This is a genomic window from Bacillus sp. z14 (2026) (assembly GCF_058313575.1).
On record NZ_JBZFQK010000001.1, the window covers coordinates 1039089 to 1052521 of the forward strand.

General features: G+C 37.1%; 14 protein-coding genes. 4 read left to right on the plus strand and 10 right to left on the minus strand.

Annotation, left to right across the window (positions count from 1 at the left end):
- Positions 1-47 precede the first annotated feature (47 nt).
- Complete coding sequence (locus tag AC4G3O_RS04935; RefSeq protein WP_066105123.1) at positions 48-440, minus strand: hypothetical protein; 393 nt, start codon at positions 438-440, stop codon at positions 48-50.
- 224 nt (positions 441-664) lie between these two features.
- Here AC4G3O_RS04935 and AC4G3O_RS04940 point away from each other — a divergent pair, with 224 nt between their 5' ends.
- Positions 665-1282: a LysE family transporter gene (locus AC4G3O_RS04940; RefSeq protein ID WP_066105670.1), complete on the plus strand. Its 618-nt coding sequence runs from the start codon at positions 665-667 to the stop codon at positions 1280-1282.
- 69 nt (positions 1283-1351) lie between these two features.
- Here AC4G3O_RS04940 and phoU read toward each other — a convergent pair whose 3' ends face one another.
- The 9 genes from phoU to AC4G3O_RS04985 form a co-directional block, all read right to left on the minus strand.
- Complete coding sequence (gene phoU / locus AC4G3O_RS04945; protein ID WP_066105126.1) at positions 1352-2011, minus strand: phosphate signaling complex protein PhoU; 660 nt, start codon at positions 2009-2011, stop codon at positions 1352-1354.
- A 29-nt stretch (positions 2012-2040) separates the two neighbouring features.
- Positions 2041-2841 carry a phosphate ABC transporter ATP-binding protein PstB gene (pstB, locus tag AC4G3O_RS04950; protein WP_491135900.1) on the minus strand — a complete coding sequence of 267 codons (801 nt, stop codon included), beginning with the start codon at positions 2839-2841 and terminating at the stop codon, positions 2041-2043.
- A gap of 32 nt (positions 2842-2873) precedes the next feature.
- Positions 2874-3788: a phosphate ABC transporter permease PstA gene (pstA, locus tag AC4G3O_RS04955; RefSeq protein ID WP_066105131.1), complete on the minus strand. Its 915-nt coding sequence runs from the start codon at positions 3786-3788 to the stop codon at positions 2874-2876.
- Complete coding sequence (gene pstC, locus AC4G3O_RS04960) at positions 3785-4672, minus strand: phosphate ABC transporter permease subunit PstC (protein ID WP_066105134.1); 888 nt, start codon at positions 4670-4672, stop codon at positions 3785-3787. Before pstC ends, pstA begins: the two co-directional genes overlap by 4 nt.
- Before the next feature lie 71 nt (positions 4673-4743).
- Complete coding sequence (locus AC4G3O_RS04965; protein WP_139892573.1) at positions 4744-5640, minus strand: phosphate ABC transporter substrate-binding protein PstS family protein; 897 nt, start codon at positions 5638-5640, stop codon at positions 4744-4746.
- A 282-nt stretch (positions 5641-5922) separates the two neighbouring features.
- Positions 5923-8007, minus strand: a complete 2085-nt coding sequence (locus AC4G3O_RS04970) for a peptidoglycan D,D-transpeptidase FtsI family protein (protein WP_254654710.1) — start codon at positions 8005-8007, stop codon at positions 5923-5925.
- Positions 8008-8100: 93 nt separating this feature from the next.
- Positions 8101-9309, minus strand: a complete 1209-nt coding sequence (locus AC4G3O_RS04975) for an MFS transporter (protein WP_066105141.1) — start codon at positions 9307-9309, stop codon at positions 8101-8103.
- Positions 9310-9471: 162 nt separating this feature from the next.
- On the minus strand, positions 9472-10080 hold the full coding sequence (locus AC4G3O_RS04980; protein ID WP_140462014.1) for a superoxide dismutase: 609 nt from the start codon (positions 10078-10080) through the stop codon (positions 9472-9474).
- Between the two features lie 124 nt (positions 10081-10204).
- Positions 10205-10687, minus strand: a complete 483-nt coding sequence (locus tag AC4G3O_RS04985) for a DUF456 domain-containing protein (RefSeq protein WP_066105145.1) — start codon at positions 10685-10687, stop codon at positions 10205-10207.
- 145 nt (positions 10688-10832) lie between these two features.
- Between AC4G3O_RS04985 and AC4G3O_RS04990 the strand changes: the two genes are divergently transcribed.
- The 3 genes from AC4G3O_RS04990 (at position 10833) to ispG (ending at position 13337) form a co-directional block, all read left to right on the plus strand.
- The gene (locus tag AC4G3O_RS04990) at positions 10833-11624 is read left to right on the plus strand and encodes a DUF1189 domain-containing protein (RefSeq protein ID WP_139892576.1); all 792 of its coding nucleotides are present in this window, start codon (positions 10833-10835) and stop codon (positions 11622-11624) included.
- A 187-nt stretch (positions 11625-11811) separates the two neighbouring features.
- Complete coding sequence (locus AC4G3O_RS04995; protein WP_491135901.1) at positions 11812-12105, plus strand: hypothetical protein; 294 nt, start codon at positions 11812-11814, stop codon at positions 12103-12105.
- Positions 12106-12221: 116 nt separating this feature from the next.
- Positions 12222-13337, plus strand: a complete 1116-nt coding sequence (ispG, locus tag AC4G3O_RS05000; RefSeq protein WP_139892578.1) for a flavodoxin-dependent (E)-4-hydroxy-3-methylbut-2-enyl-diphosphate synthase — start codon at positions 12222-12224, stop codon at positions 13335-13337.
- Positions 13338-13433: the final 96 nt, after the last annotated feature.

Consider the following 13433-nt stretch of genomic DNA (forward strand, 5'->3'; position numbering starts at 1 on the left):
ATCTGCCATTTTAACGAAGGGTAAATAGTGCATCAAAGTGGCAGCTTTTAAACTGGGATGACCTTTGCAATAACATCCCAGATTTTTCTGTTTTGATCAATACTCTCTTCCCCTGAATCGATAATATCGGCCTTTTCAATTAAATTATTCATCGCATGATCAACAAAGCCGGGTAAAGGCAGTTCTTTTATAGCTTTGGCCATTTTTTCTGGATAAATATGACCATAGATTTCAATAGCCATAGAGAGCTCAGATACCGATAATTCCCTTCCGTATTTCTTTTGATAGTTTGCTTTCAGTTTCCTTGCCAGCTTAATGGCTGTTTTAGGGTTTGGGATGATGGATTCCAATTCTTTATTATTGTCTATATGAACAGCTTTTTCACTCAGAAAATAGGTTATAGGTACTCCGTCCACTTCTACTGTCTCTTTTTCCTTCATTCTCTAATCCCCCTTTTATTAATAAATGTTATTTTCTTATATCCAAGTCACCAATTTATAAACCTCTTTAAGGATTGTCCGTTAGTCGGATAAAGCTAGAATTTTAATTAAACGCTTTTTACAACCTCAATAAAACTGTTATACATACTTATCCACTTTTCTTCATAATATGTACAAGTTACTAATACATAAGAAGATGGAGTGAAAGCGTGAGCGGACATATTATGTTTAGTTATTTTTTGTTAGGAATAACATTGGCGGCACCCATTGGTCCGGTTAACTCAGCCCGAATTGATAAGGGGATCAAAAACGGTTTTTTACACGCCTGGGTAGTAGGCGCAGGATCTATGATTGCGGATGGAATATTCATGTTATTGGTCTATTTGGGTTTTGTACAATTTATTACGATTCCATATGTCCAGATTTTCCTTTGGCTCTTTGGAGGATTTGTTCTTATTTATACCGGAATTGAAAGCATTTTGAGGGTCCATACACTTTCATTGGAAGATTATCGTACGAAAGACTCGTTATCGAAATCTTTTTTAACTGGATTTATAATGTCCATTACAAGTCCATTATCCATCCTCTTTTGGATAGGAATATATGGGTCGGTTCTCGCTAAAACAGTTACTTCGTACGGTACAAGCTCTCTTCTCGTGTACAGCTTGATGATTTTTCTCGGGCTAACTTTTTGGGACATTACCGTTGCCTTTCTAACAACTGGGTTCAGAAGATTTCTGAATGACACTAGCTTGAAAGCTATTTCAGCCTTTTCTGGAATTTCTCTGGTCGGTTTTGGAGTATATTTTGGTTTTCAGGGCATAAAGACATTATTTTTTTAAGCATTAAAAATAGGCACAAGAAAAAATGGAGTTCCCTATATGGGAATCTCCATTTTTATTATCACAATTCTATTCATTTAAATGATAGTGTCTTCCTTTAATCATATAAAGGGTTTCTTCCGCCATATTAGTTATATGATCGCCTATTCTTTCATAGTGGCGGACAATAAACAATAACTGAGAATTTTCGTTAACCGTAGCAGACTCAGGATGCTTCATTTCAAGTATTTTACGGATTTCCTGTCCATATAAATCATCCACTGTATCATCGAGCTCTGCAAGTTCCTTAGAAAGGACAATATTTTCCTCCATAAAGGATTTATTGAACATATCAAGCATTTTCATACAAGTAGCGTGCATTTCGCCTACAGCCTCATTAACAAAGGGCTTTTCTTCCTTTGATAATCTAATCGCAGTTTTAGCAACATTCTTTGCATAATCACCAACCCGTTCAATTTCAGAACCGATTTTAATAGCTGAAACAATATGCCTTAAATCCGTTGCAACAGGCTGCTGCTTTGCAATCATCAAGATAGCCAGTTCATCAAGCTCTTCTTCCATTTTATCAAGCTTTTTATCATCCTCTATAACAGAAAGTGCTAGCTCTACATCATTTTTCAGCAATGCTTGGTACGATTTATTCAAGGCAGATGAAGCAAAACGTTCCATATCTATTACTTTAAGCTTTAATTCCTTTAGCTCGCTCTCGAATTTTTCTCTTAAAACCATTTTTTATTCTCCCTTCAAAATGATCTGGCTTATCCGAAACGTCCTGTTATATAATCTTCTGTTCTCTTATCATATGGGTTTGAGAAAATCTTATCTGTCTTGTCAAATTCAATGACTTCACCATTCAAGAAGAAGGCAGTTTTGTCAGATATACGAGCTGCTTGCTGCATATTATGCGTAACGATAATAATACTGAATTTCTCTTTCAACTCTTGTACGAGTTCTTCAACCTTTAATGTTGAAATTGGATCTAATGCGGAAGTCGGTTCATCCATTAATATCACATCAGGAGAAACGGCAAGGCATCGTGCCAAACAAATACGTTGCTGCTGTCCGCCTGATAGTCCGTTGGCGTTTGTATGCAATCGATCCTTAACTTCGTCCCAGATTGCTGCACCACGCAAGCTTTTTTCTACAATTTCATCCAATTCTTTTTTGTTTTTAATACCATGTATTTTAGGTCCGTATGCTACATTTTCATAAATAGACTTTGGAAAAGGATTTGGCTTCTGAAATACCATTCCAACTTTTGTCCGTAATTCTTCCACTTGAAAATCTTTATCAAAGATATTCTGTCCCCGGTAAAATATATCACCAGAAGTACGAACACTTGGAATAAGTTCAATCATTCTATTTAATACTTTAATATAAGTAGATTTCCCACATCCAGATGGGCCAATAATGGCTGTAACCTCATTTTCATTAATGGCAAGATTAATATCCTTTAAAGCATGGTGATCACCATACCACAAATCCAAACCCTGTGTATCGTAAACAAGTTTACTAGACTTTTCCGTTTTAGCCGGGTTGGCTTCTTTTAATTCTATCATCTCAATTTCCCCCTTGGTAATGGTGATTTCACTTAAGACACAGATGCCTTTTGTTTTGTTTTACTTTTGCCGCCTTCAAAATGTTTTTGGATAATTTTTGAGAATAAACGTGCAAGGAGATTAAAGATTAATACCATTATAATCAATACTGCTGCTGATTTAGTCGCGATTGCCGTTGCATCCGGAACAATTCCTTCAGAATTTAATTTCCAAATATGAACAGCCAATGTCTCTGCAGGTCTGAATATATTAAAAGGATTAACCGGACTTGTTAGATCGGCTGCTGTATTCAAGATTGGTGTTGTCAATCCTGCAGTAAAAATTAACGCTGCTGCTTCACCAAAAATACGACCAGCTGCCAGGATAACTCCCGTTATAATTTGAGGCATTGCTGTAGGAAGAGCAATTTTTACAATTGTCTGCCATTTGGTAGCCCCAAGTCCCAGACTGGCTTCTTTAACACCGGCTGATACCTCTGTAATTGCCGCTTCACTGACACGTGTTAAACTCGGTAAATTCAGAATCGTAATTGCTAGTGCCCCTCCGATAATGGTGTACCCCCAACCTGTAGCTGTGACAAATACCAATAAACCAAATAAACCAACTACAATGGACGGGAGAGAGGCCATCGTATCAATGCATAATCGGATAAACGTTAATAACTTTCCGGGTTTGGCATACTCCGCCAAATAAATACCTGCGCCTAAGCCAAGCGGTACAGAGATTATCAGAGTAATAATTAACATATAGAAAGAGTTAAATAGCTGATATCCGATTCCCCCACCAGCATCCATATTGCTAGAACGACCAGTCAGAAAAGATGGGTCCCAGAAACCCCAGCCCTTTTTGAGTATTTCAAATACTAAATAACTCAATAAAATAATGACAAAAATAGCAACGATATAGAAAATACCCGTCCAGATTTTATTTACTGTTCTAGCGCTCATTTCTGTGCCCCCCTATTCCCGATAAAACGAATAATCATGATGAATAAGAATGACATGATTAAAAGTATTAGCGCGAGGCTCCATAATGCATTATTCCATGCAGTTCCATTCATTGTATTAGACATGTCCATCGTTAAAATTCCAGTTAACGTTGCCGTGGGATCATTTAAGCCAGTCGGCAATTTAACCGTATTTCCGATAACCATCTGAACGGCAAGTGCTTCACCAAAAGCACGTGCAAGCCCCATAACGATTCCTGTAAAGATGCCATTCTTTGCGGCAGGAATGATTACTCGGCTGATTGCCTGCCATCTCGTGGAACCGAGCCCATAGGAGGCTTCCAGAAGCTGTGGCGGGACATTTTTTAACGCATCTGTTGCCAAGCTTGCAATAGTCGGTAATATCATGATACTAAGTACAATTATCCCGGCTGTTAAACTGAATCCTACTCCGCCGAATGTGTTTCTAAGTAGGGGAACTAATAAAGTCACACCTAGCAAACCATAAACAACGGATGGAATACCAACCAGCAATTCCAAAACCGGCTGCAAGACCTTTTTTCCGAATTTCGGGGAAATAAAGTTCGTAAATATTGCTAGAGCTATTGCAATAGGTGCACTGATAACAATGGCACCAATTGATACAAGTATAGAACCGATGATAAATATCAAAGCTCCATATTTCCCATCATTGGGACTCCAGTTTGTTGAGGTCAACATCTCCACTATAGAGATATTACTGTTTGTAAATGACTGAATACCCTTTCCTGTAATAAAAACGATAATAGCCAAAGTTGTTACAACGATTAATAGTCCACATAATGTAACAAGAATCCGTCCGATATATTCACTTTTCCAATAGTTGATTGGTTTATGATCATTCAAGCCTTTTCGCTCCTTCCGGCAAACAGATGATAACCAGGCTGTTTGACTTCCTGTTTACTTCATCCTTGGAATTATTCTTTATTTTCTAGCTCTAACATTGGAATGTATCCCATTTTCGTAACGGTTTCGGCAAACTCATCACTCCTAATGAAATCCATATAACCTTTAACAGCTCCGCCTATTTCGCCTTTCGTTACCATATATTCATAGGACCAAAAAGGGTAGCTGCCATTTACCACATTCTCAATTGTGGGTTCAGCCCCATTAATAGTTACCGGTTTTAAGGATGAGCCTTTCCCCTCAGCGAGGTAGCTCATAGCCAGATAACTAATAGAACCAGGTGTGGAATTAATCGAGTTTTCTACAGCACCGTTAGAATCCTGAGTTGTTCCAACCCCTGTATTCATGCTGACATCCTTCATGATTGTTTTTTCAAAGGCATATCGGGTACCTGATGATTCTGGTCTGTTCACGACATTTATTTCTGAATCAGCTCCGCCAACCTCTTTCCAGTTTTTAATTTTTCCGGAGAAGATTCCTTGGATTTGTTCAATTGTTAAATTATCTACATTGGCATCATCATTCACCACTATGCCAAACGCAATACCGGCTACTTTATAATCGACCAGTTCTTCTGCTAATTTCTCATCTTCAATTTTATCTGCTGAAGGTAGATCAGAGTTTCCGATATTGACTGCACCACTCGCCACTTGATTTATACCTGTTCCGCTTCCACCGCCTTGAACAGTAACCGATACATTTGGATTTTTCGCCATAAATTCAGTTGCTGCTTCATCTGCCAATGGTAGTAAAGCTGTAGAACCAGCTGCATTTATGATTCCTGTGTATCCTTCTTCTTCAGAACCGCTTCCCGCCTTTGCTCCTCCTCCATTATTACTGGTACAAGCTGCCAGCAATCCGATTATAAGTATCAAAGTAATCATAAATGCTGTTTTCCTTCTACGCATTTCCAATCCTCCCATATACTTTGGCTATTTATTTGTAATTTTTAATTTTCACCCTTTACATTTTCTATAGTAAAGATAAAGTTTAAATACTGTGTTAAAGAATTGTAAACGTAGTGTAAAAAATCAAAAGTTTATTGTAAAGATGACTGCAAAATCCTAGAAACCGCACTATTTATTTGTAATAATAATCCAAAAGAATGATACTTACCTAAATTATGCTGGCAGTAAATAAAAAAAGGTCTGCCCCATAAATCAAGGCAGACCCAATTTTCTATTAATCTTTTATTTTTGTTTAGCTCGTTCTTCTTTTAATTCATAATATTTTTCATAAACTTCTTTTGCGATTTCGAGGTTCATTTTATGTCCTGACGAATTTTGGTAAGCCCATGGTACTACTACACTCATGGCAATTTCCGGGTTATCGGCAGGAGCATAGGTAACAAAGGTTATATTATAGGTTTCTGGCTGTACAGTACCCTTTTCCCATTTAGGTCCATCATAAAAGGCTTCCGCTGTACCTGTTTTACCTGCTGGTTTATAGTCAGCATTTCCAAAATAAGAGTAGGCGGTTCCTCCGGTGGATTGGGTAACTTGTCTAAATCCTTCCTGGACACGTTCAATCCATTCAGTTTTCATTGGAAGAGTATTCATCACTTCTGTTTTAACCTCTTTAATAACCGGTCCAAGCGTATTATCTTCATCATCATCCACTGGCTCACGGACTTGTTTTAAAACATGCGGTTTTATACGGTTACCTCCATTTGCAATGGTAGAAACATATTGAGCCAACTGCAATGGAGTATACGTATCGTATTGGCCAATGGAAAAGTCCATTAATAATCCGGCACCCTGCGAGGATCCTTTATAGCCGATTTGTTCACCAGGTAAGTCTATACCTGTTTTAACACCTAAGCCAAATTGACTGTAATAATTCCTCATTGTGCTGAATGCTGAGTTATTAACTTTCAGAGAGCCTCCCGGAACATAGTTTCCTTTACCAAGAGCAATCGCTGTTTTAAACATGTAGACATTGGAGGATACTTTCAGTGCTTCAATGTCACTAATATTCCCAAAATTCTTCCATGATTTTTTAATTGGCGTGGCTTTAATCTTCATTGGTCCATCATAAATGACTTGTCCAGGTTTTATTGCACCGGTCTGGTATCCCGTTAAAATAGTTGCTCCTTTAACTGAAGAGCCCATGGCATAGGATGAAGTAAAAGTTCCCAATGCCATATCATTCATTTGCATTTTTCCATTATCATCGGCTGCATATTGTTTACCAGCCAGAGTTAGGAGTTCACCAGTATTAGGATTCGTTACAACAACAAAAGCACGATCGAGATATTTTGTATTCCCGCTTGCTTTCTTTTCCTTCAATTGCTTTTCAATAATTTCTTCTGTGGCTATTTGAAGATCCATATCAACTGTTAATACAAGATCCTTACCTCTTTGTCCTTCAGAAATAACCTCCGTGCTGACAATATCGCCGGATGTATTAGTTACATTTCTAATTTTCTCCTGTTGACCGCGTAATAAATCTTCATATTGCTGTTCTAAGTAGGAGGTTCCAACTCTATCATTTCGACTGTAGCCCCGAGCTAAATAATAACTTGTTTTATCAGAGGGCAATCCTTCGCTGGCACTTGATACTTTACCTAAAACAGATTTAAGCGTATCGCCATACGCATATTTACGTTCCCAATCTGTTGTTGTATCAACGCCTGGAAGAGATTCAATCTGCTCATTAACTCTCGCTACCTCTTCATATGTCGTTCCTTTATTTTTCACAATTTGCGGAGTTAAATAGTAACCGGCAATAAACTTGCTATAGATCGCCAGCACTTCCAACTCACTTTGACTGTAATCTATTTCTTTTTCAGTAATTCGCTCAAGCTGTAATTTGTATATATCATCATCTGTCAGCTTTCCATCACTTAATTGCTGATATTCTTTTTCTGTTACTTTCTTTTTAGCAGCTTCTGGGTTATTTAAAATCCAAAAGTCTTTCATATCCCTTTCACGAACTTTATCAGTATCAACCTCAATTAGCTTGGAAAGTTTTTCAGCAGTTTCAAGCATCTCTTTGCTTGAGGTTTTTTGTGTACGTGTGTAAGTTATCGCATATAAAGGTTGATTATCAACGATGATTTTTCCATTTCGATCATATATTTTTCCCCTCGGCACAGAATTGCTCACAGTTACATCCTCTGTCCGCTCTATTTCACGCTTATAGTCATCTCCATATACAATCTGAACAATTCCTAAACGGAGTATTAATGCAGAAAACATTACAAATACTGCAAAAAACAGTAGATTCAGGCGAACAGGTACATGTTTTTTCTTTTTCTTTTTTCTGACTTTCACTGTCCCCATCCCTTCTAATACACATTTCTTATCATTTTATTATCAATTTTTAAAGATTAACAGAAGTAAAAGATTCCAGCAACTTTTAGTTGCTTACATCTTGATGTCTTTTACAAAATAATAAACAAACAGATGTCCGGACCCTAATAATAATAGCAATATTTTGATGCCGGTACTCTCCGGCAAAATTTTAATGAACAATATAAACATAAGAATCGATGCGGCTCTTCCCATATTTAAAAATAATTCCCGGATTACCACATATTCGATACGATGTTCCCCCGCTTCCCAGGATCGTCCTATTACATCATACGTGACAGACATATAGGGGACAAGCAATAAGGGATAAGCTACTGCAAGAATAGACGCATATGTAAGCAGTTTAGTGAATGACACTTGATATATCAGAAAAAAGATTGAACCATAAAGGAAAATGGCCCCCACCAGCATCGACCATTTTCGGTAACGAACCTTTATATATCTGCTGACTAAAAAATAAGCAATAAATGATACTCCTGAACTAATTAATCCATATGTACCTAAAGCCATTTCGCTACCCGTTTCGACAAATACAAAAACGGAAACAACAAAGAGAAACGTCCCTTCCCTTAGCCCCTGCGAAAAATTAGCATACGTAATTCTTCTCCAATCTTTATTATTTTTTCTTTCATCAAGAATACGCTTCAGCATATACTTCCCATTAGCTGCTCTGCTTTTTAATAAGAAACTGACAAGTACTGCCACGATAAACAAACACAGGGAAACTCCAAAAATGAACAGATAACCATTGTTATCAGTCAAAACCGTAATAATATATCCCGCAAAAAAAGGACCAATCATTCCGCCGATAGACCCAGTTATCCCTTGGAGCCCATTAAATGTATCTCTAGTTTCAGGTTCGGTAATTTCGAATGTCATGAGATTATATGCAAGCCAATAGAATCCATATCCTATTCCAAGTAAACCACCAATCAGAACAAGATAAAGGTGAGAGGTAGAACTGAATGTCAGGACCGCTATATAAAATGCAGCTAAAAACAAGATTCCAATCCTCAGTACAATAATACGATCTATGCGTTTAGCCAATTTCCCAGCTAAAATAAAGGTAACTCCCTGTAGGATTACAACGGACAGATTATAAATCCCCAGATTGATCAATGCCTCAGACTGTTTCCATAAATAGATATTGACAAAAGTATTGGAAAGAGCCGTACTCAATGAATAAAGTGCTCCAATTAACAAAAGGATATAAAGTTCTTTATTTGTTTTTATTTTATTGACAAATTGATTATCCATTTTCATAAAAACTCCCCTTCACTTCCGGTTAGTTTTCCTGTAGATAATCCTCTTATGTAGAATTAAATCATTTGGTATTTGTTAACAGCACAATCCTTTATTTTTTGCACAAAAAAAGATACAGGAAACGAATCGGATTCATTTCCTGTACCCACACTTATTATACGATTATTTTGCTGCTGCGTAGCGCTTAGAAACTTCATCCCAATTTACAACATTCCAGAAAGAATTAATGTATTCAGGACGACGGTTTTGGTAGTTTAAGTAGTATGCATGCTCCCAAACATCAAGACCTAGGATTGGTGTTTTACCTTCCATTAATGGAGAATCCTGATTAGCAGTGCTGGAAAGTTCTAACTCACCATCTTTAACAGTAAGCCAAGCCCAACCGGAACCAAAACGAGTTGTAGCAGCTTTCGCAAACTCTTCTTTAAAGTTTTCAAAGCTTCCAAATTTAGCTGTTAGTGCATCAGCTAATTCACCTTCTGGTTGTCCGCCCCCATTAGGAGATAGAATATTCCAGAATAATGTGTGGTTAGCATGTCCACCGCCATTGTTTCTAACAGCAGTACGAATGCTTTCAGGTACAGAGTCGATGTCAGCTAAAAGATCTTCCAAGCTTTTTGCTGCCAATGTTTCCTGTCCTTCTAAAGCATTGTTTAAGTTAGTCACATACGTGTTATGATGTTTTGTGTGATGAATATTCATTGTTTCTTTGTCGATATGAGGCTCCAACGCATCATACTCATACGGTAATTGTGGTAAAGAATAAGTCATAATTCTCTCCTCCTAATAATTGTAAGAATAAGTACTTTCGGGCAATTCTGTAAGTTCGTGTGTTACGAAAGTCTTTATCTTTAGATTAGCAATTGAAACCGTTTATTTCAACCTTTATGCCTTATCAAAGCACTCGGATAAAGAAATACACAATCATAATGGTCTGAATGATAAATTTGGTTATCACACTGCCGACAAATCCAACGACAGAACCCATACCAATTTTCACTGCATTTTTTAGCGACTGTTTATGTACCAACAATTCAGCTATGACTGCACCTAAAAACGGCCCCAGTATAATACCAAGAAAAGGAATAACAAACGGTCCAATCAGCAATCCTATCGTACTACCCCAAACACCTGCTTTTGAACCCCCAAATTTCTTAACACCAAAAAGATTAACCAAATAATCTGCACCAAACAAAAGTAAAACAAACATTCCCTGAACAATCCAAAAAAACCACGAAAACGGTTCAAATGAAAAGAATACCCCATATAAAAGCATTCCACCTACTATAAATAGAACGCTTGGAATAATAGGATATATCAATCCTACAAACCCAATAATAAATACCAGCCAAATAATAAGCCAATTCATCCAATCCATCTTCGACACTCCTCTCAAATACCCTAATTCAATACACACTTAACACTTACTCGATTTGTTTCGCTATAATAAGCAGAACTTTCTTGTCTTATCGACATAAGCCAGATAGAATAAAGAATGAATTTAAAAAAAGGTGTTGTAGCCCATGAATATATTCTCACAATTTATTAAAAGTCTATACTCGCCAAAGCATATTGCGTCCTTTCGCTTTCAGGGTATAGGGAAAGCCATCCTCTATGCTTTTTTATTATCTCTAATAACTATTTTACCATCATCGATCTATCTTACAAATGCAATCCTAGATGGGGCAGATCATATGGCAAAAACATTAACAACAGATTTTCCTGAATTTGAAATTAAAGATGGCAGACTTCATTCAGATGAATCATTACCTGTCATTATTAATGATGATGTAGCTACGTTCCATTTTGACAGCACCGGTAGTTTGAATGCAAATGATATCACCAGCCCTACCGGAGTAGACTTTGGAATTCTAAAGGATGAATTTGTCATTGCTGCAGACGGGGAATCACAAACAATTCCTTATTCTATGATACCCGGTCTTGAATTAACCAATGAAAAGGCCAGCGATTATATTAAATCTGCAAAAACATCTTTATACATAATTATCGGTCTATGTATGTTAGTCATGTATCTATTTACAACAGCAATATTCTTCTTGGAGATTACACTTCTAGCCTATCTTACCGGCTTATTTGTAACTTCCATGAACAGAAAAGCTACTTTTGGACAGCAGTGGAGGATAGCCACTTACAGCTTTACATTAGCCGTAACGTTCTTTACGTTTATGAATTTTATTCAGGTTCCTGTAATAGGTGATGTTTATGTCAAATGGTTTATTACACTAATGATGATCTACCTGACTATTAAAGAAATGCCTATTCAAAAAAGTAAACAAAAGACCGTACAATCATAAAGTGTAGCCCTTCCGAATTTCTGCGGAAGGGTTTATTTATATCCTCTATTATTAAATGCTGATTATCCAGCTCAACATTTCCTCTATTCTATCTAAACGTTAACTCTAAAAAAATCCTTCAAAATCAATTCTATTATCTCTACTAACTTCATATACTCTAGTAAAAGATAGAGGGAGTGCGAAAGAGATGAAAAGAATAATCCTGTTTATCGGCTTTTGTATTATAGCTTACTCGATATATTTTGATATAAGTGTAGGCACCCTTCCTGCCTACTCCTCCGAGAATATGGATAAAATGAATGAAAACTACTATAATATAAAAGTAGAGCCGGGAGATACCGTTCTTTCTATAATAGAGAAAAATGAAGGTACTATACCAGTACCGATTGATCAAATGATTGAAGACTTTTCTTTATTAAATAACGGAATGAAACCGGAAAAAATAGAAATCGGACAAACTTACCGATTTAAAAATTACTAAATAGCCAATTCATAATCAACTTTATTGTTATTTTAGCTAAAACGCTGATACAATAATTTAGAAGATAATATATTTATTGGTATTGAGGCAGACAGCCTAAAAGGAGAGAATGACCAGTGAGTGAACTAATACATCGTACAAAAACCCGCCCCGTAAAAGTGGGACCACTGACTATCGGTGGCAACGATGAAGTTATAATACAAAGTATGACGACAACGAAAACACATGATGTAGAAGCAACAGTCGCGGAAATAAATCGTTTAGAAGAAGCGGGCTGCCAAATTGTACGTGTAGCTTGTCCTGATGAACGGGCTGCTCATGCAATTTCTGAAATAAAAAAACGCATTAATATACCTTTAGTAGTTGATATTCACTTTGACTATCGTCTTGCTTTAATCGCGATTGAAGGCGGAGCTGATAAAATCCGTATTAACCCGGGCAATATTGGCAGACGCGAAAAAGTGGAAGCCGTTGTAAAAGCAGCTAAAGCGAAAGGGATTCCAATTCGTATCGGGGTCAACGCAGGATCTTTAGAACGTAAAATCCTTGAAAAATACGGTTACCCAACTGCAGACGGTATGGTTGAGAGTGCTTTACATCATATAAAAATTCTAGAAGACTTAGACTTCCATGACATCATTGTATCAATGAAAGCATCTGATGTACGCTTGGCAATTGAAGCCTATGAAAAGGCAGCACAGGCCTTTGATTATCCACTTCACCTTGGAATCACAGAATCCGGCACGTTATTTTCAGGAACGATTAAGAGTTCTGCCGGCATAGGTGCCTTATTAAGTAAAGGTATTGGGAATACTTTGCGTATTTCTTTAAGTGCTGATCCGGTTGAAGAAGTCAAAGTAGCCAGAGAGCTGTTAAAAGTATTTGGTTTATCAGCCAATTCCGCTACCTTAATATCATGTCCGACGTGCGGACGTATAGAGATTGATTTAATTTCCATTGCTAACGAAGTGGATGAATATATTCAAAAAATTAAAGCTCCAATTAAAGTGGCGGTATTAGGATGTGCCGTTAACGGACCTGGCGAAGCAAGAGAAGCAGATATCGGCATTGCTGGTGCTCGCGGAGAAGGTCTATTGTTCCGCAAGGGTAAAATCGTTCGTAAAGTACCAGAAGAAATAATGGTTGAGGAACTAAAAAAAGAAATCGATATCCTTGCTGAAGAGTATTACGAAAAACAAAGAATTGAAAAAGAAAAAGCAAGCCTGTCTTAAATTAAGCAGAAGCAATTCAGGTTCGAACCAAAAACTTTAAACTTTATTAAAGGTATGAGAATTTATTCTTTTGCCTAGTATATGTAAACAAAGAAC

Excerpts from the sequence above, each read along its gene's own strand:
- AC4G3O_RS04935 (WP_066105123.1), bottom strand. The coding sequence starts at position 440 with ATGAAGGAAAAAGAGACAGTAGAAGTGGACGGAGTACCTATAACCTAT.
- AC4G3O_RS04940 (WP_066105670.1), top strand. The coding sequence starts at position 665 with ATGTTTAGTTATTTTTTGTTAGGAATAACATTGGCGGCACCCATTGGT.
- phoU (WP_066105126.1), bottom strand. The coding sequence starts at position 2,011 with ATGGTTTTAAGAGAAAAATTCGAGAGCGAGCTAAAGGAATTAAAGCTT.
- pstB (WP_491135900.1), bottom strand. The coding sequence starts at position 2,841 with ATGATAGAATTAAAAGAAGCCAACCCGGCTAAAACGGAAAAGTCTAGT.
- pstA (WP_066105131.1), bottom strand. The coding sequence starts at position 3,788 with ATGAGCGCTAGAACAGTAAATAAAATCTGGACGGGTATTTTCTATATC.
- AC4G3O_RS04965 (WP_139892573.1), bottom strand. The coding sequence starts at position 5,640 with ATGCGTAGAAGGAAAACAGCATTTATGATTACTTTGATACTTATAATC.
- AC4G3O_RS04975 (WP_066105141.1), bottom strand. The coding sequence starts at position 9,309 with ATGAAAATGGATAATCAATTTGTCAATAAAATAAAAACAAATAAAGAA.
- AC4G3O_RS04980 (WP_140462014.1), bottom strand. The coding sequence starts at position 10,080 with ATGACTTATTCTTTACCACAATTACCGTATGAGTATGATGCGTTGGAG.
- AC4G3O_RS04985 (WP_066105145.1), bottom strand. The coding sequence starts at position 10,687 with ATGGATTGGATGAATTGGCTTATTATTTGGCTGGTATTTATTATTGGG.
- AC4G3O_RS04990 (WP_139892576.1), top strand. The coding sequence starts at position 10,833 with ATGAATATATTCTCACAATTTATTAAAAGTCTATACTCGCCAAAGCAT.
- AC4G3O_RS04995 (WP_491135901.1), top strand. The coding sequence starts at position 11,812 with ATGAAAAGAATAATCCTGTTTATCGGCTTTTGTATTATAGCTTACTCG.